This window comes from Bdellovibrio sp. HCB185ZH (assembly GCF_047302455.1).
Classification (GTDB): Bacteria; Bdellovibrionota; Bdellovibrionia; order Bdellovibrionales; family Bdellovibrionaceae; genus Bdellovibrio.
In genome coordinates, this window is the sequence record NZ_CP178624.1 from 879651 (window position 1) to 902797 (window position 23147).

The 23147-nt window shown below is 46.6% G+C and carries 24 protein-coding genes and 1 tRNA gene; 6 read left to right on the forward strand and 19 right to left on the reverse strand.

Annotation, left to right across the window (positions count from 1 at the left end; all coding sequences use genetic code 11):
• Positions 1–107 precede the first annotated feature (107 nt).
• The 4 genes from ACLSU7_RS04315 to ACLSU7_RS04330 all read right to left on the reverse strand — a co-directional run bounded on the left by ACLSU7_RS04315 (position 108) and on the right by ACLSU7_RS04330 (position 2844).
• Positions 108–695: a hypothetical protein gene (locus tag ACLSU7_RS04315; protein WP_413294321.1), complete on the reverse strand. Its 588-nt coding sequence runs from the start codon at positions 693–695 to the stop codon at positions 108–110.
• A 79-nt stretch (positions 696–774) separates the two neighbouring features.
• On the reverse strand, positions 775–1614 hold the full coding sequence (locus ACLSU7_RS04320) for an SH3 domain-containing protein (protein WP_413294322.1): 840 nt from the start codon (positions 1612–1614) through the stop codon (positions 775–777).
• 16 nt (positions 1615–1630) lie between these two features.
• Positions 1631–2326, reverse strand: coding sequence for a polyprenol monophosphomannose synthase (locus tag ACLSU7_RS04325; protein WP_413294323.1), 696 nt, complete (start codon positions 2324–2326; stop codon positions 1631–1633).
• A 77-nt stretch (positions 2327–2403) separates the two neighbouring features.
• Complete coding sequence (locus tag ACLSU7_RS04330; protein ID WP_413294324.1) at positions 2404–2844, reverse strand: hypothetical protein; 441 nt, start codon at positions 2842–2844, stop codon at positions 2404–2406.
• Positions 2845–2923: 79 nt separating this feature from the next.
• Here ACLSU7_RS04330 and ACLSU7_RS04335 point away from each other — a divergent pair, with 79 nt between their 5' ends.
• The 3 genes from ACLSU7_RS04335 to ACLSU7_RS04345 all read left to right on the forward strand — a co-directional run bounded on the left by ACLSU7_RS04335 (position 2924) and on the right by ACLSU7_RS04345 (position 5055).
• Entirely contained in the window at positions 2924–3577 is a 654-nt protein-coding gene (locus ACLSU7_RS04335) for a hypothetical protein (RefSeq protein WP_413294325.1), read from the forward strand.
• Between the two features lie 17 nt (positions 3578–3594).
• The gene (locus ACLSU7_RS04340) at positions 3595–4263 is read left to right on the forward strand and encodes a hypothetical protein (RefSeq protein WP_413294326.1); all 669 of its coding nucleotides are present in this window, start codon (positions 3595–3597) and stop codon (positions 4261–4263) included.
• Positions 4264–4491: 228 nt separating this feature from the next.
• Complete coding sequence (locus tag ACLSU7_RS04345) at positions 4492–5055, forward strand: Yip1 family protein (RefSeq protein WP_142699884.1); 564 nt, start codon at positions 4492–4494, stop codon at positions 5053–5055.
• Positions 5056–5246: 191 nt separating this feature from the next.
• On the opposite strand, the gene ACLSU7_RS04350 is transcribed toward ACLSU7_RS04345, so the two are convergent.
• The 13 genes from ACLSU7_RS04350 to ACLSU7_RS04410 all read right to left on the reverse strand — a co-directional run bounded on the left by ACLSU7_RS04350 (position 5247) and on the right by ACLSU7_RS04410 (position 19517).
• A complete protein-coding gene (locus ACLSU7_RS04350) occupies positions 5247–5747 on the reverse strand; it encodes an OmpH family outer membrane protein (RefSeq protein WP_413294327.1) in 501 nt (166 codons plus the stop codon).
• 303 nt (positions 5748–6050) lie between these two features.
• The gene (dut, locus tag ACLSU7_RS04355) at positions 6051–6500 is read right to left on the reverse strand and encodes a dUTP diphosphatase (protein WP_142699882.1); all 450 of its coding nucleotides are present in this window, start codon (positions 6498–6500) and stop codon (positions 6051–6053) included.
• On the reverse strand, positions 6497–7756 hold the full coding sequence (locus ACLSU7_RS04360; protein ID WP_413294328.1) for a M16 family metallopeptidase: 1260 nt from the start codon (positions 7754–7756) through the stop codon (positions 6497–6499). Before ACLSU7_RS04360 ends, dut begins: the two co-directional genes overlap by 4 nt.
• Positions 7757–7817: 61 nt before the next feature.
• Positions 7818–9920 (reverse strand): polyribonucleotide nucleotidyltransferase, encoded by a 2103-nt coding sequence (gene pnp, locus ACLSU7_RS04365; protein WP_413294329.1) that lies wholly within the window; start codon positions 9918–9920, stop codon positions 7818–7820.
• A 221-nt stretch (positions 9921–10141) separates the two neighbouring features.
• On the reverse strand, positions 10142–10411 hold the full coding sequence (rpsO, locus tag ACLSU7_RS04370; RefSeq protein ID WP_088614323.1) for a 30S ribosomal protein S15: 270 nt from the start codon (positions 10409–10411) through the stop codon (positions 10142–10144).
• A 129-nt stretch (positions 10412–10540) separates the two neighbouring features.
• Entirely contained in the window at positions 10541–11500 is a 960-nt protein-coding gene (truB, locus tag ACLSU7_RS04375) for a tRNA pseudouridine(55) synthase TruB (protein WP_413294330.1), read from the reverse strand.
• Positions 11490–11891, reverse strand: coding sequence for a 30S ribosome-binding factor RbfA (gene rbfA / locus ACLSU7_RS04380; protein WP_413294331.1), 402 nt, complete (start codon positions 11889–11891; stop codon positions 11490–11492). The genes truB and rbfA overlap by 11 nt, the downstream gene beginning before the upstream one ends.
• Complete coding sequence (infB, locus tag ACLSU7_RS04385) at positions 11891–14812, reverse strand: translation initiation factor IF-2 (protein ID WP_413294332.1); 2922 nt, start codon at positions 14810–14812, stop codon at positions 11891–11893. The genes rbfA and infB overlap by 1 nt, the downstream gene beginning before the upstream one ends.
• A gap of 42 nt (positions 14813–14854) precedes the next feature.
• Positions 14855–16255 (reverse strand): transcription termination factor NusA, encoded by a 1401-nt coding sequence (gene nusA, locus ACLSU7_RS04390; RefSeq protein ID WP_413294333.1) that lies wholly within the window; start codon positions 16253–16255, stop codon positions 14855–14857.
• Positions 16256–16267: 12 nt separating this feature from the next.
• Complete coding sequence (gene rimP / locus ACLSU7_RS04395; RefSeq protein ID WP_413294334.1) at positions 16268–16792, reverse strand: ribosome maturation factor RimP; 525 nt, start codon at positions 16790–16792, stop codon at positions 16268–16270.
• A gap of 341 nt (positions 16793–17133) precedes the next feature.
• Positions 17134–17571: a GNAT family N-acetyltransferase gene (locus tag ACLSU7_RS04400; protein ID WP_413294335.1), complete on the reverse strand. Its 438-nt coding sequence runs from the start codon at positions 17569–17571 to the stop codon at positions 17134–17136.
• A gap of 6 nt (positions 17572–17577) precedes the next feature.
• On the reverse strand, positions 17578–18204 hold the full coding sequence (locus ACLSU7_RS04405; RefSeq protein ID WP_413294336.1) for a hypothetical protein: 627 nt from the start codon (positions 18202–18204) through the stop codon (positions 17578–17580).
• A gap of 104 nt (positions 18205–18308) precedes the next feature.
• Positions 18309–19517, reverse strand: coding sequence for a hypothetical protein (locus ACLSU7_RS04410; protein WP_413294337.1), 1209 nt, complete (start codon positions 19515–19517; stop codon positions 18309–18311).
• A gap of 329 nt (positions 19518–19846) precedes the next feature.
• Between ACLSU7_RS04410 and ACLSU7_RS04415 the strand changes: the two genes are divergently transcribed.
• From ACLSU7_RS04415 to ACLSU7_RS04425, 3 genes are all read left to right on the forward strand, one after another.
• Positions 19847–19928, forward strand: a tRNA-Leu gene (locus ACLSU7_RS04415).
• Between the two features lie 280 nt (positions 19929–20208).
• Complete coding sequence (locus ACLSU7_RS04420; RefSeq protein WP_413294338.1) at positions 20209–20433, forward strand: hypothetical protein; 225 nt, start codon at positions 20209–20211, stop codon at positions 20431–20433.
• Between the two features lie 147 nt (positions 20434–20580).
• Positions 20581–20985, forward strand: a complete 405-nt coding sequence (locus ACLSU7_RS04425) for a hypothetical protein (protein ID WP_413294339.1) — start codon at positions 20581–20583, stop codon at positions 20983–20985.
• Between the two features lie 259 nt (positions 20986–21244).
• Here ACLSU7_RS04425 and ACLSU7_RS04430 read toward each other — a convergent pair whose 3' ends face one another.
• Both ACLSU7_RS04430 and ACLSU7_RS04435 read right to left on the reverse strand, forming a co-directional pair.
• Positions 21245–21874 (reverse strand): hypothetical protein, encoded by a 630-nt coding sequence (locus tag ACLSU7_RS04430; RefSeq protein ID WP_413294341.1) that lies wholly within the window; start codon positions 21872–21874, stop codon positions 21245–21247.
• 9 nt (positions 21875–21883) lie between these two features.
• Positions 21884–23056, reverse strand: a complete 1173-nt coding sequence (locus tag ACLSU7_RS04435; RefSeq protein ID WP_413294343.1) for a hypothetical protein — start codon at positions 23054–23056, stop codon at positions 21884–21886.
• Positions 23057–23147: the final 91 nt, after the last annotated feature.

Below are 23147 nucleotides of genomic sequence, written 5' to 3' on the forward strand. Positions count from 1 at the left end.
AAGATGCCCCATCAGCCCCTTGAAATCAACGGGTGCCAGGTCCTATTTACGGACGCATCGCATTCCCAAAAGGCGCCCGCCACTTTCTTGGTATGCGACGCGTAAAACTAATCTTGAGGACGAGGGCAATCGTTATTTTGTTGGCACTTAAGAAGCATCATTCTTAGTTGGTGAGTTTCTTTCAGAGTTAGATCGAACTCATAGGTGAAGCCCTTTGCAACAGCGCCTTGCGGGCCCACCGTATAAACAGGTGTGTCTAACGGAAACTGAGCGGCTGAATATTGAACGCCGTCGTAGGAATTGAATGACATCTTAGCCGGATTTTTCTGAAGGTTCCAAAAGAAACGCATCATTTGGGATTTTGCTTTCATCAAAGCATCATCCATGTTCTTCCAGCATTTAACTTCACCCAAAAGAACGACTTTACCGGTGGAGCGATCAATCACAACTGTATCCAACTCCCCGATCGTCATCCCCCCTGTGCTGTATTCGATATCGCCGGAAATAAAGTACTTATCCGCAGGGTAGATTCGAGCAAGACGAACGCGCTCCAGCTCCTCGCAAACAGTTCCATCCGGATCAAAATTAGCTCCGGTATTTTTGATAGACTCAAAGGCTGCGTTGATATCGCCAGCAAATGCCAAAGAAGAGAAAAGAACTGAAACCAGACCTATAAGATAAATAGACTTAAACATGAACGGCGTTGTAACCCACCTGCGTCCAACTGTTCACCTTTAACGCGCGGCAAAAGTAAAACTTAATGTGAATCTATATTTAGAAGTCTAAACCAAGATTGATGCCGTATCCCCAGTACGACGATTTTTCCCAATAGTACTTTATATCGGGACGGATCGAAACGCGTTTAATTCGATAAGCCGCACCCACATTGAACAGCACTCCCAGAGTCATATCGTCTGCAGAGTATGGATCTGGCGATCCCGTTAAAGTCAGATCAAAGTGTGAGTACTTAAACATCGGGCCAAATCCGTAAAAGAAAATCAGATCGCGACCTTTTGGCAAAACCGTTTGAAACAAAAAATCCAAAATGACGATGTAACCTCCGCCATCATGACCCGTATAATCTTTGTAGTAAGAGGGTGCCCCTGAGTGAAACAGGATATTGCTTTCAGTGTACATGTCGCCTGAAAAAAGCGTGTTGTAACCATTAAACTTCAAACCGAAAAACATGGTTTGAGCATTGCGACGACCGCCCATGGTGTCTTCCGCATAGTCGATAAAATCCAGAGAAAGCCCGCGATAACGGCTCGCAAAGAAAGGTCTTTTGCCACGTTCGGTGGCTTCTTCCGCTTCCTCAGCTTCTTGCGCGGCTTCGTGCATGTCTTGTTTTGTGATCACGCCGGGGCGAACTTCTGCATCGGAAATCCAACCGGTTTTTCCGGGCTTCAGGCGAACCTTATAGAAAGGTCCTTTTTTACCTTTGGAGATTTGCAAGACCTGACCCTGTTTTAAAACCGCCATCACGGGTGCATCAAAATCAGGGTCTTTATAGACTTGTGCCTCATCGGCAATGACGGTTCCTTTTTGTGCTTGCGCAAGCACGATCGCAGGAACCAGACAGAATATGAAAAGCAACGCCGCTGCACTTCGAAACATTCGAAGTGAAACGGAATTACTTAAAGCGCATAAGCCAAACACGCCAGAAAGCCTCAAGCACGATTTTCAAGGACATTTTACTTTGTCCCACGCGACGGTCTTCAAAAACGATCGGAGACTCGGCTCCCTTGAAGCCTTTTTTCATGGCTTTGTATTTCAATTCAATTTGGAAGCTGTAACCGTTGGATTCAACAGTTGCCAGGTCAATACCGATCAAAGTTTCCTTTTTCCAGGCATTGAAACCACCCGTCCAATCGTTCAATGGGAAACCCAAGATCAAACGAGAATAGATACCACCACCGCGAGAAATAATCTTGCGCATGATACCCCAATTCACAGTACGACCGCCCTCGACATAACGAGAACCCACTGCGAAATCATTTTGTTTCAATGTGTTCAAAAGAGGACCCAGGTCTTCAGGACGGTGCGAGAAGTCCGCATCCATTTCCACGATGGCCTCATACCCTTGATCGATCCCCCAACGGAAACCCGCGATATAGGCTTTACCCAATCCTTGTTTGCCGGGACGAGACAGAAGATTCAATTGTGGCAGAGTTTTTTGCATCTCACGAACGATGGAACCTGTGCCATCTGGAGAGTTGTCGTCGACAACCAAAATATCAACGCCTAAATTTTGAGCAAGAACTGCAGGCACGATCGTCTGCACATTTTCTTTTTCATTGTACGTAGGAATCACAATCAGAGTTTTCATGCCCCTAAGTTGGCATAAAGCTCTGCGGCTGGCAACAACTCCGGCAGGGCTTTAAGGCGTAAAATGGGGCTATTTAATTAAATCGAACGGGAAACGAGCTTGCCTTTACCCTTGCTTTCAAGGGCTTCGACCTTCTTGGGAGTGATGGTCGGCAAATTAAGAGGTTTCGTCAGCAGATACTTAGGATCCTGCTTACGCAAGTTCAATTGAAACTTCACCTTCTCTGCTGCCGCAGCAGAATCCTTCACATAAAGGATCGGATCAAATCCGCAAGTGCGGCACACCACCGACAAGCGCCAGCGGATCTGCACAAAGACTTCAGAGATCGCCAGGCACACTACAAATGCAATCATGACTCTTGGATCGTACTCTTGCCAGATCGCGAACATGATCACGATCGAAGCCATCGCCGCCGCAAAAATATTCATCAGCCCAATATTTTTCTTACGATAAATATTGCGGGGAGTTTTGCAAAAAGCGCAGTAACAATTGTGCTTGGATTTGAAAAAAGAAAACATATACCTAGTCTGCCGGAAACGAGGTCTAGAAAGAAAGATCATTTTTTGAGAAATGACAATGCCCTGCTAGAATCACCTTATGACTAAACTAAAAACGTTCCAATTCGTTGCCGTTTCCCTTTTTACAATTTGCTCCTCTACAATAGTCTGGGCCGCTTCTGGCGCGGATTATCAGGAAGTCAGCTATGACGATCTGGTGAATGAGCTGAGCCAAAAAAAATCCAGCTACGAACAAACTAAAAAAGATGCTGATGGTCCTCAGTCACACATCGGTATTGGTTACGTGAATGGTTTCACCAACATCTCTACAAGTGGCGCGAACTTCAATCGCCGCACCACAGGTGTGCAACTTTCCGCAGGTCGCGATCTGAGTTCTCGCAATCTTTATGGCGAAGTGATCTTCCGTAACTATGGCTCTAACGACAGCTCCACGGATGAATTTTCCTTGCGAGAGTTAGAAGGTAAATTTGGTTACACGAATGCGATTCAGGGTGTTTGGAATTACTCTTTAAGCACGGGTCTTTCTGCACGCATGATGAAATATGACAATGCCATGAAAGACCTGCATGTGGATGAAACGACGCCGTCTTTGGTTATCGCGAGCGGCTTGTTCGCCCAAATCCACCGCAACATCTCCGTCGGTGTTGAAGCCAGCGCTCGCACCGCCCTGGTTAACAAACCTTCTGACAAAGACTCTTTTGATTTCGCGTTTCGCTTGAACACTTCTCTTTAATTCGCAATACTGGGCGAGTGGATACACTCGCCCTACTTCTTAGCCTTTTCGTTTGCCTCATCGCCTTAGCCGTTTTTACCAATAAAGCGCGCGCAAAAAAACAGTACGACAAAGAACTCCAACCAAACTGCCTCCTCACCCGCTGGCCCCTGTTATTCGTCACAGGCCAACGCAGCTTTTTCTATTTCTCAAACTACTGGAACATCTATCCATCCTACCTGGCTGAACACGGCTACGAAGTCTTTCACCTTAGACTGCCATGGAGTAACCCCCTCCTACGCCAATCCCGCCTGATCGAATTCCTAAAATCCCAAGACCAAGCCAAAAGAAAATTCCACATGATCATGGACTCAACCACCCTCCAAGAATTCGACACGACCTTACGCGAACTACGCCCCGACTGCGTAATGAGCATCACCGAAATCACCGGCCCAGAAAACAAACCCACAACTCCATCCCTAACAACTCCCATCGTTCCCCAAGCCACAATTGAAACCCTGCCCACCCAAAAAGGCAGCTTCTTCATAAAGCTCTCCTACGACCTCCACAAACTACTCCTATTCGGCCGCCCCCTACCATCACTAAGCACCTTGGGCGCCCTGGAATCCACCCAACTACAAAACGCCCGCCTTCTCCTAGAGAGGTCACAATCCCTAGCAGAAATGGATCTAAGAGAAGGCAATTAAACAACTTCAATGCCCGCGGCGCCCGATAGGGATTTGGCCGCTGCACACCCTGAACGCAGCGACCTCCGTCGGCGCAGGATGCGCGAACCGGCAAAGCCGGCGACGGTGAGCCATGGATGGCGTGTCGCGGAGTTCGGGGTGTGCAATGGACAAAGCCCTAGCGGGTGCTGCGGGCATTGTTAGCTGAACTTACTTGCCTCCCACTAAGGCCCATGATGCAATGGGGTTATGACTGACTATCGTGATGTGACACCTGGTAAAGATACAAAGATGCAAACCGCTAAAGAAGTTTTCAATTACGTGATTGATTATCTTCGCCATCCTGTTCAGAAGATTAAACATCTTCCGGATTGGAAATGGTCGACTTTGCTGATCACAATCATCGTGATCTCGATGATCTCGGGTGTGATTTCTGGTTTGATTCCACCGAACATTTACCGCATCGGATCTGGTTTGATCTTCGCTCCGTTTATCGCAGTTGTCATGGCCTGGCTGGGAGCTGTCTTTATTTATTATTACTTCCAGGTTTTCGAAAAAAGAACCTGTTCGCTTCGTTTGATTTTTACCCTGGTCCTATTCTCAAACATTCCGTTCTTTATTTTTCAGGCAGGTTCCGAGCTGATTCCACCGATCACGTTGGTGGGTTTTGCCTTCACAGCGATGTTGATGGCCGTAGGCTTAAGTGAAAACTTCCAAATGGAAAAGCGCCGCGCTTTAAGATTGGTCACAATTCTTTTCGCCTGCGTCTTCTTCCTATGGCTATACAACCGCATCGAAGTCGCAAGAATGTAATCCCACTTTCGCGCCGCTTCTGCAAAAACCGGCAGGCACTTTTTGATCACGACCGCTCCGGTTGCTACCTACATCATCTCAATCTTTTTCTAATCGGCTCCGAAAATAAAAAAAGGCATCCACGTGGACGCCTTTTTTCGTTCGAATGGAAATTTCACCATCCGACCAGAACTTTTCGATCTGAAAAACTTTTACAGCTTATCGAAAGCTTTGATCGTTTCTTCAGTCAAATCTGAATCTGGTGTCGAGAACAAAACTCCGTTATTGCTTTCCATCACGATCGTGTAACCTTTTTCTTTAGCGATTTTTGCAATCACGTCTTTCATTTTAGTTACGATAGGTGCTGTCAGTTCGTTTTGCTTTTTTTGCAGATCCATTTGGCTTTTTTGAACTTCTTCACGGTATTTCATCATTTGAGCTTGGAACTCAGCTTGTTTTTTGCCCAAAGCATCTTCAGACAAAACCGCTTTTTTCTTTTCCATGTCTTCGCCTAATTTCTTAAGCTCAGCTTCTTTTTTCTCGATGTCTTTTTTCTTTTTACCGAAATCAGCTTCAAGTTCAGCTTTAGCTTTTTTGCCCGCCGCTGTTGCTTGAACGGCTTTTTGCATATCCACGAAACCCACTTTGCTGTCGGCTGCTTTCGCTGCAGAAACCATCAACAAGGCACTCAAAATCATCATCAAATTTTTCATAAAAACTCCTCTAGATGAGTTAGCCTTTCCTATTCCCCACCCCTTGGCAACTTGAAAAATACAGCGCAGATTTCCAATATTCCGAATTGCCTCCCGTGATTTGCGAACTTTAAATGGGCAAGTATGTCCGTAACGTCCTAAAAATAAAAAAGCCACGGTTTGAATAAACCATGGCTTTATTTATTTTAAATTTTAGCTGAACCTTTTCGTATCAGGAGTTTCCTTCAACACGGCCCAACAAGAAACAGGACCTGGCACCTTTTAAGCAGGACCTGGCACCTTTTAAGCAGGACCTGGCACCTTTTAAGCGCGGCCTGTGGAACCGAAACCACCTGCACCGCGCTCTGTTTCGCTCAGTTCGTGAGCCATAACAAAGTTGGCTTGGTAGACAGGAGCTACGACCAATTGAGCGCAGCGTTCTTGATCACCGATTGTGACCGCAGCGTCGCCCAAGTTGATAACGATGATTTTAACTTCGCCGCGATAGTCAGCATCGATAGTTCCTGGCGTATTCAAAACAGTCAGACCGTTTTTTGCCGCCCAACCACTGCGAGGACGAGCTTGGATTTCAAAACCCAATGGAATTTCAAAGCTCAACCCTGTTGGGATCATCGCACGTTGACCTGGTTCTAACACCACGGGACCATCAAGTTGCGCGCGTACGTCGACGCCAGAAGCTCCTGCAGATTGATATTGAGGAAGCTCTCCTTTGAAGTTTTCCAGGGTTTTAATTTTCACAGTTACTTTATTCATAGTTCAAACTCCTCCCACCAGTCTTTGAGATCCTCAACACCAGTGCCCAGCAAAACGCCGGATGTTTTATCAGTCGTCAGTTCATTGCGGATGTAGTCATTCACTGAATCCACCGTCACTTCGTTGATCTCTTCAATCACCGAATCCACTGACTTGTATTGGCCAAATACCATTTCATTGACCGCCAAAGATGTCATGCGATTTTCAATGTCGTCGGAGCCCAGCAGAATACTGCCCTTCACCTGCGTCTTGAACATCTCCACATCCGAACGAGTCGCACCATTTTTGCGAATCTTTTGGAATTCTTTGGAGATCAACTCGCCCACTTTTTTGACACTTTTCAATTCCGAAGCCGCATAGATATTCAACATCCCGGAATCGATATTGGTATTTAATCCAGAGAAAATTGAATAAACCAAGCCGCGCTTTTCGCGCACACTTTGGTAAAGTTTTGAAGTCATACCGCCACCCAAAAGAGTGTTCGTGATCACCGCCTCAAAGCGATAACGGTCACGGAAACTGGCAGTGGGAAGGCCCAAAAGCATGTGCACTTGCTCCGATTGCTTTTCCATCACACGACGACGACGCAACCAAGATGGTTTTTTACGCGTATTCTTAAGTGTCGATTTCGCTTTCTTACCCAAGTGCTTTTGTACACCGGTCATAAACTCGTCGTGATCCAGGCAACCTGCCGCGCTCACGATGATATTCTTACCGGTATAGTTTTTCTTATAATAATCCATTACCTGTTTTTGCTTCATCAAAGCAATCGAGGCAGGAGTTCCCAAGATCGGGCGCCCCAAAGGATGTTTGCCGTAAGCTTCATCATAAAGAACATCATAAATAACGTCTTCGTGAGAATCCTCGGACATCGCGATCTCTTGCAAGATTACGCCTTTTTCCAAGGCGAATTCTTTCTTAACCAAATTCATATTGGAAACCAGGTCCGACAAAACGTCTAAGGCCTTTTCCCAATGATCCTTTAACACCAAGGCGTGATAGCACGTGTATTCACGAGTCGTGTAAGCATTCAGCTCCCCGCCCAGGGATTCCAAAGATTTTGCGATTTGATAGGTGTTACGGGTTTTCGTGCCCTTAAATACCAGATGCTCGAGCAAGTGAGACATACCAGCAATAGCAGGAACTTCATCACGAGTCCCCGTCAAAACCCAGATACCGATAGAAACGGCACGGGACCCTGGATGAAACTCGCTCATCACTCGGATCCCGTTAGAAAGTTCAGATTTTTTGAACAAAGTATTTATAACCTGCTCCTCTATACGCCTTAGCCCAAAGCTTCGGCGTCACCATCAAAGTCTACTGTTGTTGTTGCAACAAAGCTTTGCGAGAAAGTTTCACGCGGCCAGCACGATCCACTTCAAGAACTTTTACGTCAATAGTTTCGCCTTCTTTAAGAACGTCTGTTACGGCGCGAACGCGCTCGTTAGAGATCTCAGAGATGTGTAGCAAACCTTGAGTGTTCGGAAGGATTTCAACGAAAGCTCCGAATTCAGCGATTTTTACTACGCGGCCTTTGTACGTTTTACCAACTTCAGCTTCTGCCACGATGTCGTTGATCATGCCGATAGCTTTTTTAGTCGCTTCAGGATCAGCGGATGCAATGTGGATAGTCCCGTCGTCTTCGATTTCGATCTTAACGCCAGTCGCTTCAGTGATACCACGGATAACTTTACCACCAGATCCGATAACTTCGCGAATTTTGTCTGGACGGATTTTGATAGTCTCGATACGTGGAGCAAATTCAGAGATTTGACCACGAGGAGTTTTCATCACTTTTTCCATTTCGTTCAAGATGTGGATACGGCCGTCTTTAGCTTGAGACAACGCTTGTTCCATCACTTCGAAAGAAACAGAGTCGATTTTGATATCCATTTGAACCGCTGTGATACCTTGAGCAGTACCCGCAACTTTAAAGTCCATGTCACCCAAGTGATCTTCATCACCCAAGATGTCAGTCAAGACAGCTACGCGGTCGCCTTCTTTGATAAGACCCATTGCCACTCCGGCAACGTTTCCTTTAACAGGAACACCCGCATCAAGAAGAGCCATCAAACCAGAGCACACAGTACCCATTGAAGAAGAACCGTTAGATTCCAAAACTTCAGATACGATACGGATTGTGTATGGGAATTTCTCGTGATCTGGAAGAACCGCTTTAAGAGCGCGCTCTGCCAAGTTACCGTGACCGATTTCACGACGAGAAGTACCACTCATACGACCCACTTCACCTACAGAGTATGGAGGGAAGTTGTAGTGAAGCATGAACTTGCGTTTTTGAACGCCAAGCAATGAATCAACCATTTGTTCATCGTCACCAGTACCCAAAGTCACAGTACCCAAAACTTGAGTTTCACCACGAGTGAATAGGCCTGAACCGTGGGCACGAGGCAAGATACCGACTTCGTTCGCTACGGGACGTACAGTTGTCGTGTTACGACCGTCGATACGAACTTTGCGATCCAAGATCATAGAACGAGCTTCTTTGTACTTAAGATCTTCGATGATTGTGTTCAGTTCTTTTTTACGTTGTTTCAAAAGGTCTTTGTCAGTGATTGATGCCAACAAAGTTTTTTCAGCTTCAGAAGCTGCTGTTGCAGAAGCTGCATAACGATCTTGTTTTTCTTTGATCGCAAGTGCTGCTGCGATTTTAGGTTGCAAGAAAGCTTCAGCAGAGGATTTGAAATCTGCATCGATAGAAGGTGCTGTAAACGCGCGTTTTGCTACTGAACCTGTTTTTTCACGCAATTCGTCTTGCGCATTCAAAAGAGGAATCAATGCTTGGTGACCGAATTTCAAAGCAGCCAAAGCGTCTGCTTCAGTGATGAATTTCGTCTCACCTTCAACCATCAACAAACCATTGCGAGTACCCGCAACGATCATATCCATATCGGATTTTTCCATTTGTTGTGGAGTCGGGTTGGCGATGAATTGACCATCCACGCGAGCGATTTGAACTGCTGCTGTTGGGCCGTTGAATGGAATATCAGATACGTGAAGAGCTGCAGAAGCACCAAGGCTTGCCAGGATTTCAAGAGGGAATGAACCGTCAGCAGAAAGAACAGTCGCTACAACTTGAGTTTCATAGCGGTAGCCTTCTGGGAAAGAAGGACGAATTGGACGGTCGATCAAACGCGCGATAAGTACCGCGTCGTTTGTTGGTTTCGCTTCACGTTTGAAGTAACCACCTGGGATTTTACCAGTTGCATAGTATTTTTCGATGTATTCAACAGTCAGAGGGAAGAAGTCCATCTCTGAAGGTTTTTTAGAAGAAACAGCAGTTACGATAACCATGTTGTTACCGGAAGAAACAAGAACTGATCCATCAGCTTGTTTTGCCATACGGCCTGTTTCGATTGTGATCTGCTTTCCACCTACAGAAGTAGTTACAGTCGTTTTCATTAAATCTCCTTATTTAGCGAAAATTCGTTTTCGCCATCCGTTTGTGGAAGCCATCTCAAAATTCATTCCGAGATCTGGTCACACTCCGACTTCGTCAGAGTAACCATAACAAGCGATCTTGCTCGTTATCGAAGTCAGCGCGATTTCTCAGCTGGCTTCCTGTTTTTTAAAGTTCGAAGGGGCTATTACGCCCCTTCTTTAGTATCTTATTTAAGATGAGATTACTTACGGATATCAAGTTCTTTGATAAGAGTTTGATAACCTTTAACGTCTTTGCGGTGCAAGTAATCCAAAAGCTTACGACGTTGGTTAACTAGAGTCACAAGACCACGACGACCGTGGAAATCTTTTTTGTGAGTAGTGAAGTGAACTGTAAGGTCATTGATACGTGCTGTAAGCAAAGCAACTTGTACTTGTGCTGAACCAGTATCTAGGCCTGCAGTTTTGAACTTGTTAACGATCTGTGCTTTTTGTTCTTTAGTGACTGCCATTAGCGTCTCCTGTGTTGGCGTTGCCGCCGGTTTGTAAACTCCCCGCCTTAGTCGTCATGGCTGTCGATCCTAGGCAGGTTTTGTAAGGTTCTATCTGAGCCCGCAAGCGGGGTCAAGTAGTGAAAATAATTAGTATTTAAATACGCGCTTCAGAACGAATCCCCGTCCTGCCTCGAGGCCAACAATGGCCAAAAGCTTCCCACCCTCAAGGGCAAGAATCTGAACGTATTGGTCTTCTTCAGGCTTAAAAACAGCTATAAGCTGGCTGCGCAGGTCATGGCTGATTTGCCCATTCCCCAACAGCACCTGATCCTGCCCCTTCACGCGAATCCGCTTTACCATAGGCAAAGCCGCATCCATTGCCACGAAAGCTGGGGAAAAAGTGTTCTTTTTTACACACTCCTCGATAGCTTCCAGGGTCTGCCCCTGTTGCAAATGGTAGGGAGCCGAATAAGTTCGGCGCAGAGCACTCATCGCCGCACCACAGCCAAGCGCCTGCCCCAGCAGGTCCACCCAAGTACGGATATAGCTTCCTTTAGAACAGCGAAGATCGAACTCGGCCCAATCTTCGCCCATTCCCAGAAACTGCACATCCCAGAAGTTCATGACCTTTTTTGGGATCACCACATCTTTTTCCTGGCGAGCATATTCATAGAGTTTCTTACCCTGAACCTTAATGGCCGAGTAAATCGGAACTTCGACTTCCATCTCGCCCTGAAGTTTCATGGCTTCAGCGAGCAAAGTTTCCTGCACCAGGTTGACGGGCTTTGTTTCCAAAGTTTCTCCGGTGGTATCCAGGGTGTCCGTGCGAATGCCAAATTGAATGCGCACGCGGTAGCCCTTGTCCCCTTCCAGAATGTATTGAGAAAGTTTGGTCGCTTCATTGATCAGGCAAGCCATCAGCCCCGAAGCCATTGGATCCAAGGTGCCCGAGTGACCGACAGATTTCGTGCCCATAATACGGCGCAAACGTGAAACCACGTCATGGCTGGAAATGCCAGACGGTTTATCAACGAGCAACAAACCATTGAAATCGACGCTCACACGTTTAGCGGGAGGCGTTTTTAAATTTTCAGAATTATTCGTCATCAGACTCTGAGTCTTCTTTAGGCTCTTTGGATTTTCTTTCCAACTCAAGATCAGAAAGGATGCGCTCCACCTTCAAAACCTGCTCTGTGGCGTGATCCACATAGAAAGTCAGTTTCGGGCAATAACGCATTTTAAGTTCTTTGCCGATAAAGTTTTGAATTTCAAAAGCGCGTTCCTGCAACAATTCTAACGCCAACTCCTGGTCCTTATCAGAACCCAGAACGCTGACATAAACTTTAGCGGCACGCAAATCCGCTGGCATCTTTACAGAAGCCACCGTCACCAAACCTGGCAACGGTGATTTGAAACCACGGATCAAAAACTGAGCGATGGTAGCTTGAATTTCACGTTCTACGCGAGCGACTCGGCGCCCATCACCCATGTTTTTCATTAAATACCCAATTCTCTAGCAACTTCTTTTTTAACAAAGGCTTCCATCATATCGCCAACTTTAACGTCGTTGTAGTTTTCAATGCCGATACCGCACTCGTAGCCAGAAGCCACTTCTTTGGCGTCGTCTTTGAAACGTTTAAGCGATGCGATCTTACCTTCGTAAATGATCTTATCTTCACGAAGAAGACGGATCGAATTATTACGTTGAACTTTACCATCGATAACGAAGCAACCCGCAATCGTTCCAACTTTTGGTACGTTGAACACGTTACGAACTTCCACACGACCCATAACTTCTTCAACCATGTCTGGAGTAAGAAGACCGGACATCGCAGCTTTCATTTGATCGATCAATTCGTAAACGATTGAGTAAGTTCTGATGTCGACACCCAACTGTTTCGCTTTAGCTTGTGCGCCCAAGTCAGGACGTACGTTGAAGCCCAAAACGATACCACGGGAAGTATTTGCCAAAGTCACGTCATTCTCATTAATACCACCGACAGCGGCGTGGATCACACGCACTTTTACTTCCGGAGTTACCAATTTGGAAAGCATGCCGTTGATGGCCTCAAGAGAACCATGAACGTCTGCTTTCAAGATGATCGCAAGCTCTTTAACATCACCAGATTTAACTTTAGAGAAGATCTCATCCAAAGACATTTTCGCCGCTGGAGTTGCCGCCGCTTTCGCCGCTTGTTCTTTTCTCAAAGTAGACATCTCTTCAGCTGTTTTTTCGTCTTTAACGATATCGAACTTATCACCGGCAGCTGGAACACCGTCCAGACCCAATACTTCCACTGGAAGACCCGGGCCCACAGATTCAACTCTTTGACCTTTATCATTCGTCAAAGAACGAACGCGGCCTTTCATTGTCCCTGCGACGATGTATTGACCCACTTCAACAGTTCCGTCTTTAACCAGAAGTGTTGCTACAGGTCCTTTGCCTTTTTCCATTTTCGCTTCGATCACAAGACCTGTGCCCGAACGTTTTGGATTGGCTTTTAGTTCACCCATTTCAGCCAACAATTTGATTTGCTCAAGAAGCTCTTTCAAGCCGGTTTTCTTAAGTGCTGAAACTTCCACGAAGATCGTGTTACCGCCCCATTCTTCTGGGACGATTTCAAGTTCAGTTAATTGTTGTTTGATACGGTCCGGATTCGCACCCGGTTTATCCATCTTATTCACAGCCACGATGATAGGTACGCCAGCTGCTTTCGCATGGTTAATAGATTCTTGCGTTTGCGGCATCATACCGTCATCCGCTGCTACCACGATAACCGCGATATCTGTCGCGTTCGCACCACGAGTACGCATTGCCGTGAAGGCCTCATGTCCCGGTGTATCTAGGAACGTGATCAAAGAACCATCTTCAATTTTTACAGAGTAAGCACCGATGTGCTGAGTGATACCGCCGGCTTCACCTTTGGCAACGTCAGCATTACGGATAGCATCAAGCAACGATGTCTTACCATGGTCAACGTGACCCATGATGGTAACAACTGGTGGACGAGTGATTTTCTCTGCATCCATATCACCGAATGCAGTTTCAGACGCCACGTCATCAGCTGTTTTGAATACGTTTTGTGCTTCCCAACCGAATTCAGGCACGATCAAGGCGATCGTATCAAAATCCAAGGCTGTATTCATGTTCGCCATCACACCATTTTGCATCAGAACTTTGATCAATTGAGGAGCTTTCAAGCCCATCTCCATTGCCAAGTCTGTCAGCTTCATTGTGCCGTTAACTTTAACGATACGTTTATGAGCTGCTGCAGTTGTGATTTGAGTCTTCTGCGCGTCGCGATCCAAAATGCCTTTTTTCTTTTTAGGCTGGAACACCATCTCACGCTTACGGAACTCAACGGCGTTGAAAGTTTTAACTTCTTCTTCTTTTTCTTTCTCACGAGCATTCGGGCCGGCGTTGAAGCCACCCGGAGCTGCTGCTGGAGCTGCCCCAAAGCGTTTGCGTTTATCAAACTCTTTGTTGTGGTGGTGATCACCACCTTCAGTTGGCATCTCTGGAGGAGCTTGCTGTGCTACGAAGCCAGGACGGATGTTACGCGTTGGCGCACCACCTGCTGGGCGATTGAAACCACCCGGGCGAGGTCCTGTGAAAGATGCACTGGCACCGCCACCTGAACGAGGTTGAAAGTTTCCTTGCGGACGATCACCTTGTGGGCGCTGCGGAGCTTGTGTCTGAACGCGGGAAAGATCCATACGTCCAATGATATTTCTTTTCGGAGCAGAAGCCGGAGTTGACGAACTTGCGATACCGCTGGTTCCGACAACGACTTCTTTCTTACGAGCTTGAACCGGTGCGGAAGCCGCTGCTGCTGGAGCTTCTGTTTTCACAGGAGCTGGAGCTTCAACTTTTGCTTCCACCGCTGGAGCTGCTGGTGCCGCCGGAGCAGGAGTTGGTTCTGGTTTCGCAACAAGCTTTTCTTCAACCACCGCTGGCGTTGGTTCTTCAACCTCTTCCTTTGGAGCTGCTGCTGCAGCTGCTGGTTTCTTAACTACAACGCGAGTTGTTTTTGGAGCTTCCGCTTCCTCTTCAACTTCGGGTTTGGAAATTACTTTTGCTTTTGCTTCTACCGGAGCCGCTTCCTCTTTCGTCTTACGACGAATCACCGATGGCTTCGCTGCACCAGAGGCTGCTGCCGCTGCTGCGTCTGTTTCAGCCGCTGCAGGCGCCGCTACTTTTTTAGCTGGTGCCTTGCGAGTTGCTGCTTTTTTGGGTTTAGCTTCTTCAGCCGGCTTATCGCCACCACCCAACTTAATTTTAATCTGCTCAAGAACTTGGGGCTCTAACTCCGCCATGTGGCTCTTAACAGGCAAATTCCATTCACGGATTTTGTCCATCAAAGCCAGCGGGGTCATCCCGATTTCTTTCGCAAATTCAAAAACTTTTGGATTACTCACTCAGTCTCCCTGTGTAGTAACTGTAACTTAAACTTTAAAAATCTATTCTTCTTCAGCTTCTTGAGAGTTCAATTTCTGCAACTCTTGCTTTAACAAAGCGTCGGCTTGTGCTTTCGCAGATCCGCCACCAGCTTTGCTGTCTTTTGCGACAGTTGGAGCTGTAGGAACCGGAGTGCCTTCTGCTTCATACTTTTTAAGCAAAGCTTTCGCTTCGTTAGAAAGTTTTTCTGCCTTTTCTGGATCATCGTAACCTGGGATCGTCATCAACTCTTGTACGCTTGCTTGAGCTACAGATTGGAACGAACCGAAGCCAGATTGGAAGATGTTTTGTGCCATAGTTTCGTTCATGCCCGGGATCAACATCAAATTGAAGATGGATTCCGCCGTACGAGAAGCCGCTGAAGATTCAGAAATGATATCCAATTTCCAAGTCGTCAATTTAGCTGCCAAGCGAACGTTTTGACCACGTTTACCGATTGCCAAAGACAATTGAGAATCTGGAACAACGATTTCCATCTCACGGTTTGTATCATCCAGGAATACGCGAGAAATTTCAGCCGGAGCCAATGCGTTCACCGCGAAACGAGTGATGTCTTCATCCCAAGGAACGATATCGATTTTTTCACCGCGAAGTTCTTGTACGATGTTTTGTACACGAGAACCTTTCATACCAACACATGCACCTACTGGATCCACAGTTTGGTCGTTAGAACGAACTGCGATTTTTGCACGTTGGCCTGGCTCACGAGCTGCCGCCATGATCTCAACCACACCGTCGTAAATTTCTGGAACTTCCATTTCGAAAAGTTTCATCAAATAACGTTCATCAGCGCGAGACATGATGATTTGTGGACCACGAGTTGTTTGACGAACTTCAGACAAGTAACCTTGAATACGGTCACCTGGTTTGTATTGTTCGCCAGGGATTTGTTCACGAGGTGGAATGTACGCTTCAGTACGACCCAAATCGACTACGATCGCGCCTTTTTCAACACGACGAGCGATACCGGATGCGATTTCACCTTTACGTTCTTCGAACTCAGTGAAAATGATAGAGCGTTCCGCATCACGCACTTTTTGCATGATGATTTGTTTCGCAGTTTGAGCAGCGATACGGCCCAAGTCAGTCGCTTCCAACTTGATACCAATAGAGTCGTCCATTTGAACGTTTGGATCCAATTTAACGGCGTCGTCGTAAGTGATTTCAACTTCTTCATCGACGAATTTTTCGCGAGGTACAACTTCTTTGAACTCGAACAATTCAACTTCGCCAGTCTCTTCGTTGTAGGCCGCTTCGATTTCACGGTAAGTACCGTATTTTTTGCGGGCAGCTACAAGCATACCTTGAGTGATTGCATCGATAACGACTTGTTTGTCGATACCTTTGTCTTTACCAACTTGTTCAATCACTTTGGAAAGATCTGAAAACATATTTTCAGCCATGGCTCATCCTCTCTACTTTTTTTGACCTTTATTAATTTCAAATAAAACTTTAGCTTTTTCGATCATGCCGTACGGGATTTTAATCTCGACGTCTTTGACCACGAATCGCACACCTTGATCGTCGGCAGATTCAATAACCTCTTCGACGGTTTTAGCGGCTTTCCATTTTTTATCCGTCACACCCATGCTCTCTAGAGATTGGGATGTTTTCAGATACACTTTCTTACCGACGGCTTTTTGAAAGTGCCATGGTTTCACCAAATGGCGTTCCAAACCCGGGCTTGAAACTTCCAAAGCATATGCCGCCCCTGGAATGATATCTTCGTCTTTTTCCAAAACATCATTCAAAGCTTTGGAAACGTTCGAACAATCCTCAATGCTGATACCGCCCTCGTCATCTTTATCAATGAACAAGCGCAAAGTACGACCCTTGCCCATGCCTACGAATTCGATATCGTAAAGCAGACAACCCTGTGATTCAGCGGCGTCAGTTGCGATTTTTTCTACTTTATCTAACCAAGAGGGTCTCTCAGACATCTCTTCACTTCCTTTACGCACCAGCTGTGCGGCTTCAGCCCACCAACCCCGATACGGGTGGTTTCAGCTTACTAATGAAGTGACTCCTGCTAAAAGCCGTTGGCAAATTTCCAACTGGGGCCTGCAGCGTGTGTGGGCTCAAACATCGATCTCATAAGAATCAACGTATCTGGCCGACACATCCCGTTTTGTCCGAGGAACTCAAAAGAGAATTCAGTGGCAAAAAAAAATGGGCCTGTCTAAGGCCCATCGAACGTCCTTAAACTAGCAAAAATATCGAAGGAGCGCAAGGACTTATCTGGCCCTTAGGCCTACCCCGGCGAACCAGGAGCGCAAACAGACTAGGGACAGGAATATAAAAGCGCCGTGGCCCCATCCTTATAATAGCGTGGTCGGCGTCCCGTAAGCTTAAACCCGAGCTTTTCATAGAGTTTTTGCGCCGAATGATTGCTTTCATGCACTTCCAGCCACAGCTCGCGACCTTGACCCTTTGCGGCAATTAAATGCCTCATCAAAATCTCCATCAGACCGCGCCGCTGAAATCGCGGGTGAGTTGCCACCAAAGAAATCTCCCAGGCATCAGGAACTTCACGGTAAAGAATAAATCCCGCCAAATCCTCCCCTTCAAAGATACCCACGGCCTCAGCGGTGGCCATCTCGGCTCCCAGCATTTCTGTTGGCCAGTAAAATTGCGGAAGCAGCCCACCCTGTTGGTGGATCGCCTCGACAAGTTCCCGCATCGCGGGTTTATGGGGAGAGTAAAGGGATTCGATTCTCATAAAGACCTAAAGGAAATTTCGCACCTTGTATTTGCGCTTCATCACTTCAAACCAGGCGCGCAAACGCTCTTCCAGCTGTTGTTGCGCAAGAAATGACTTAATATTGTCTTTAATGGAGGCAAACGAGGTGCTTCCGAATTTGGCTTTGTTTTTTTCATAATACGCAAACGCATCGATATCGGAAACGATCCCCGCCATGGAGCTGGTTTTAAATTTGATAAAGCTTTTCGCCACCAGTTTACGGGTGGTGAACTTATTCACTTCCACCGTTGTGGGCTGCAACTGGCTCCAATATGTTTTCCCTGAGGTGGCTCTTTCGATCTTGCCGATCGCTTCGCTGAGTTCGGCATCTGAAACTGTGCCCACATTGAAAGCTTCCGCCTCCATCGCCACCACGGCCTCTAGTAAAACGGCCGTCACATGACTGCGAAATTCCTTAGAGCCGGGGGACGTTTCCTGCAGAGTGTTTTTCTTGGCCTCTTTGGGAGGAAATAAAACGCCGTCGATCACGGAAGTGATCTGAACCTCGCGACTGGTGATCACATAGTCACCCACCTGCCCGACCGTTTCCGAAACCACGGTCGCCGCCGAAGCCTGGAAAGACATAAATAAAGAAAGAATCAGGATACGCATGGCTCTATTGTGTACCGGAGTTCCAGGCGTTGTCCAAAAAAAAAGCGGAGCTCCATTACAGAGCTCCGCCACCACTGAGAGATTTTTGGGACATTTGGGAAAAATTAGAAATTCATGCGACCAGAAACTGTCATTACATAGTATTGCAGTTTTTCGATTGGATTTGTGTTCATCCATTGGTTGTAATTCGCGTTGTAGTTGCTGCCGTAGTTGATACGGCTGGAAAGATTCCACATATATCTGAAATCCAAACCGATGGAGTATTTTGGAGAGAATTCCAAATCAGCACCAACCAAAGCACCCAAGTCTACTGCGTGTGAGTTTGCATCAGACTTCATGGTGTTATTGTTGTAGTTATAGTTATAAGTGTAGTTGTTGGATTTCAAATCATACGTTCTGTATGAGTAAGCAACCAAACCACCGATAACTGGTTTCACGATACCATCAAAGAACTGGATCTTAGTTGCCAAAGAACCTGTGTATTGATTGATATCAACATTGTTGTAGTACGGGTTGTTCATTGTCCAAGCATTTGGGCTTACAGTGTAGTTCGAGTAAAGGAACGAACCTTCAATGATGAAGCCGTCAACTTTATTACCGAAAGACACACCCAAAGCGTAGTTACCTTTAACGTTGGAAACGTCTGGATAATCACCCATACCAAGTAAACCCGCTACATACTTAGTGCGTTGTTCAACTGGTTTGTTTTTTTCCAATGAAGCAGCCATTTCCTGACGGATCAATTCGCGAGTGGCTGCATCGTCGTTAACTTGTTTTTCAACGATAACTGGAGCCGGAGCTGCAACTGGAGCAACAACTACAGGAGCTGCTACGGGTTGTTGAACTGGAACCTGTTGTTGTTGATTCAAAGAATTAAATTTATCACCGAACAAAACGTCAGCACGACGTTTTTCGTCTTCCATACGAGATTGCTCAAGTTTTTCAACGATCTTTTGTTCAGTTTGAACCTCAGCATCCTGACGGCTCTTACGGATAGCTTCCGCACGAGATTCAGCCAATGGAGAAGCTTCAATTACAGTCGTTGGCTGTTTTTGAACTTGCTGAGTTGCTGCAGAAGCCTGAGCTGCCTGCGCTGGTGAGTTAATAATATAGATAGGTTGTGGCTTCACAGACTGCACTTCACCATGAGCGGCAGCTGGAAGAACTGTTGTATTGGTACCAACAGCTTGAGTTGGGGCCTGCTTGGAATACATAGCATCCAATTCAGCATCAACATCACTCTCAAGGGATTGAGCCAACGCGAATACCGGCGCCATGCTCAAAGCCGCAAGGATATAGTAATACTTTTTCATATCGTCTCCTCAGTGTGGTTTTCTGAAACCTTTTTTAATCGAATCCCTCTAGAGCAAGGCCAGTGCCAACTGCGCCGATTTTCGTCCCCACCATGTAAACCCTTGAATTTGCGGGCTTTCGCAGACCTAAGGAACCCTGCCTATTTCGGGTGGCAGCATAAAAGAGTGACAACTCTTCGAACGCTTCCTGAACTTCTTTCAAACTGGGGTCAAATTGGCCTGGAGCACAAAACCCGCTGAAAAAGCGGGCAAAAACTCGAAAAAATCAGGCTTTTTAAAAAAAGATGTTGAGGATCAGCCCCATCTAATATTACAAAGATCACCTCACTGCGGGTGTGGTGAAATGGTAGACACAGAAGATTCAAAATCTTCCGCGAAAGCATGGGGGTTCAAGTCCCTCCACCCGCACCAAAATTAAAAAACCGCCCTATGGCGGTTTTTTAATTTGTAGCGGCCTCCTGCCCGCTACCCTGCGGGCTTCGCGCAAAAATCCCCTCCTGGGATTTTTGTTTGCCTTATGCACTCCGACTTCGTCGGAGTATTTCCTAAAGGACAATACCCTCAAAATCGAAGTCTTTGTTTTGTCGTTCACTGCCGCCGGCAGCGGACTCCTGGCGTTTTTTAGCTGAGAGCAGTCCTGATTTTCGGCTGGGTGAATGACAAGAGTTGAATCAACATCGAGGTGGTTTGTATGAAGGCTTTTTTGATCGGTCTTTTATTTCTCTGCTGTCTATCGGCTGGTGCGCAGCCGAATCTTACGCTCGCCTCTTCAGTCGCTAAAGCTACTGAAACACTTTCTAAAATCAACTCTGGCCCTGAAATCATGACAAAGAAAACGAATCCGGTTTCTTTGTTCGCAAAAACAAACCCACCTGTATCTCTAAAGGAAAAGACGCCTGCTCCCGAGCAAAGATAGAAATCTTTGAAACGATGGAGCGAGAATGCGCGACCCAATTTTAAACGCTGAAATTTGGAGTCGTAACCGTTTGGATTTGAGCGTCGGGAACAAGACTTAGACCTTTGTTTGCTTTCCACTTTCGTTCTGCCATGGCTTAATAATGACATGGGACTAAGAACGACGACTAAACTGGTACTTTCAGCTATATTGGGCCTGGCCCTTTTAACTCCATTGAGCTGTGGCAAAGCCTACAACTCTTCCAGTTATGATGCGGATATTTATGGTGAAGGCGGCGGCGGAACTCCTGCGTTTCAAGCAGCTCAAGCGATCCTGCGCGACCGCTGCGCAACCTGCCACACTCAAGCAAGCCACCAAACCTGGGGCAATATCTCTGAAGCCCAATTCATAGCTCAAGGCCTTGTATCTCCAGGCAGTCTTTCAGGTTCACAGCTTTATACTAAAATTGCCGGCAACAGCACCGGCATCCCCGGAAACATGCCCCCCTCCGGAGGCAACCTAAGCTCCACCGAACTACAAACCATAGAAATGTGGATCCTAAACATCCAATAAAAAAAAAGCCTGGCAAAACCAGGCTTTTTTTTATTCCCCAAAAGATCCAACTCTAAAAGATGAATCCTTCAAAATCCCGAACCCGAACCCGTACCGTCTCCGACCCCGTCCCCATCCCCAGATCCCCGCAAAACAGGGTTGATCAAAATGGTCCGAGCGCAAGGCGGAGGGTTATCCCCGCAGCGCAGGCGGGCTAGAGGCCCGTCGGAGCGAGGAGATAGCCCGACAACGCAGTCGATCGGGCCATTTTCATCAACCCCTACAATCGGTAGGCAAGACCAACCCGCCAGTACATGGTTTCGTCTTTATAGACCATCCCGAAGCTCTGGATGTATTCGAAGGATTGCCCCACACGGGCTCTTAGATCCAAGAAGCCACCGGAAATCATTTTTGATCCCGACTGCACCGTCAAATCACCGTTGGTTCCCGTAGGCCAGTCTGCACTCTTATAGTACGACGAGATATCGAATCCCAAATCGACTTTCGGTCCCATGCGATAGAAAATTCGCGGCGTGATACGGAGTGCGGTCCATGGAACGCGGGCTTGGAAATAATTAAGGCCGGTGTTCTTGTCTCCACCGACGGCGCTGCCGCCAGCGATTCCGCCACCCACGCCCCAACCCCATTTAGGATAGTAAAAGTTTTTTTCTACTCCGACACCAAAACCATAGTAAGAAGCTTTCGCATCTTGAGTGCTTCCGGAATTGTTGGAAATGGAAAGCTTCTCAACCCAGGAGTTGTACTCGCCCGTTAACAACCAACGCTCCAAAGCACGAGGCGCAGCGGATGGCGCTGTGGTGGCGACAGATTTTGTTGGTGCGCCATTTTTTTGCGCCCAACCAGAGACAGAAAGTAAAACGATCGAAGAAATAATCAATAGCTGTTTCACGTTCGCCTCCTATAGGGACAGATGCAGTTGTGACTGCAACATCCAAGCATCCGGATTAACAGATGTATCGTTAATATTACGACCGTTCACAAAGCCCGCACGGAATTCCACCCGAGGCATCGGGAAAGCCAAAAGCCCGAAAGACCATTTGAATTGATCTGTGGATTCTGATGACATCGTGGCATTGTAATACTCGATCTGACTGAGAATATTGTAACCACGTGTAATCGCCAGCAAGCTTTGCAGCATCAAGTATCCACCGACTTTATCACTTGGATTCGACAGTGGACTGTCTTTTACAAAGCCCACTTCAGTCAAAAGACTGTCGCCTTTTTCAAAGCCTAACTTTTGATGAAATTCCAAACGAGTTTTTTCCACGTAATCATTTTTTGACTGCAGGACTGCAAAACCCAGACGGTTCTTATCTGCTACGTCAAATTCCATCATCACGGATAGACCTTTTTGACGAACATCTTCGTCTTCCTGCAAAACGTTACCGACAAATAGATCACCCGTGATTTCCCAGTTGTCGCCATAGTATTGGGTGATTACTCCGGTCGATTGGTCATTTTGAGCAACGTCGGTCACCAAACGGCTATAGGAAGTATGGTCGGCAGTACGAATACCGAAAACTTTATCCATCGTACCCACGTACGTGTAGAATTTCTTAGTCACCTGCCAACGGAAGTAATGTTCGCGGGAAATAAAATTTTTGTTATCAGGATCCTGAATATTCGCACGAGCGGCCGGAGTTGGTTGATACCCACCAGATAAAACCATCAGGTACTTCGCGCCACGATCAAATTGAATCGCAACGTTCGCATCTGCTTGCATGGTGATGTATTTAGTAACGGCTGTTGGACCCCCTGGATTTTGCTGAAAATAAAGACCGCGGTATTTGATCCCGGGACGAACCCACCAAGGAAGCTGAGTGGAACCTAAGAAACCGGATTTCGCGGCGATTTCTTCTTCGGGCAGGTTTTTGTTAAAGACAAGATCACGAGCTGCAATTTCGGTCGTGAAAAGCGCACGGCCGTAATCAGTCAAAGGACCATTGCCCTGCCCATTATAGTGGCATGTAATGCATGTGTTGTATCCGTAAGAAATAAAATCCGGATATGCCTGGCTGACCTGTGGAATTATTATTCCTGCAAGAAGCAAAAATGGAAGAAGTAAAATCACGCTGCAACCTCATTTGATGGACAAGACTTATTTCGTGTTTAAGTCTATGGTTCCAACGAATGAGGCGCAAATCAAAAAGCTTACAAATGCT

Bases quoted from the DNA above. Each gene is read 5' to 3' on its own strand.
- ACLSU7_RS04315 (WP_413294321.1), bottom strand. From the start codon at position 695: ATGTTTAAGTCTATTTATCTTATAGGTCTGGTTTCAGTTCTTTTCTCT.
- ACLSU7_RS04320 (WP_413294322.1), bottom strand. From the start codon at position 1,614: ATGTTTCGAAGTGCAGCGGCGTTGCTTTTCATATTCTGTCTGGTTCCT.
- ACLSU7_RS04325 (WP_413294323.1), bottom strand. From the start codon at position 2,326: ATGAAAACTCTGATTGTGATTCCTACGTACAATGAAAAAGAAAATGTG.
- ACLSU7_RS04330 (WP_413294324.1), bottom strand. From the start codon at position 2,844: ATGTTTTCTTTTTTCAAATCCAAGCACAATTGTTACTGCGCTTTTTGC.
- ACLSU7_RS04335 (WP_413294325.1), top strand. From the start codon at position 2,924: ATGACTAAACTAAAAACGTTCCAATTCGTTGCCGTTTCCCTTTTTACA.
- ACLSU7_RS04345 (WP_142699884.1), top strand. From the start codon at position 4,492: ATGACTGACTATCGTGATGTGACACCTGGTAAAGATACAAAGATGCAA.
- ACLSU7_RS04350 (WP_413294327.1), bottom strand. From the start codon at position 5,747: ATGAAAAATTTGATGATGATTTTGAGTGCCTTGTTGATGGTTTCTGCA.
- dut (WP_142699882.1), bottom strand. From the start codon at position 6,500: ATGAATAAAGTAACTGTGAAAATTAAAACCCTGGAAAACTTCAAAGGA.
- pnp (WP_413294329.1), bottom strand. From the start codon at position 9,920: ATGAAAACGACTGTAACTACTTCTGTAGGTGGAAAGCAGATCACAATC.
- rpsO (WP_088614323.1), bottom strand. From the start codon at position 10,411: ATGGCAGTCACTAAAGAACAAAAAGCACAGATCGTTAACAAGTTCAAA.
- truB (WP_413294330.1), bottom strand. From the start codon at position 11,500: ATGACGAATAATTCTGAAAATTTAAAAACGCCTCCCGCTAAACGTGTG.
- rbfA (WP_413294331.1), bottom strand. From the start codon at position 11,891: ATGAAAAACATGGGTGATGGGCGCCGAGTCGCTCGCGTAGAACGTGAA.
- nusA (WP_413294333.1), bottom strand. From the start codon at position 16,255: ATGGCTGAAAATATGTTTTCAGATCTTTCCAAAGTGATTGAACAAGTT.
- rimP (WP_413294334.1), bottom strand. From the start codon at position 16,792: ATGTCTGAGAGACCCTCTTGGTTAGATAAAGTAGAAAAAATCGCAACT.
- ACLSU7_RS04400 (WP_413294335.1), bottom strand. From the start codon at position 17,571: ATGAGAATCGAATCCCTTTACTCTCCCCATAAACCCGCGATGCGGGAA.
- ACLSU7_RS04405 (WP_413294336.1), bottom strand. From the start codon at position 18,204: ATGCGTATCCTGATTCTTTCTTTATTTATGTCTTTCCAGGCTTCGGCG.
- ACLSU7_RS04410 (WP_413294337.1), bottom strand. From the start codon at position 19,517: ATGAAAAAGTATTACTATATCCTTGCGGCTTTGAGCATGGCGCCGGTA.
- ACLSU7_RS04420 (WP_413294338.1), top strand. From the start codon at position 20,209: ATGAAGGCTTTTTTGATCGGTCTTTTATTTCTCTGCTGTCTATCGGCT.
- ACLSU7_RS04425 (WP_413294339.1), top strand. From the start codon at position 20,581: ATGGGACTAAGAACGACGACTAAACTGGTACTTTCAGCTATATTGGGC.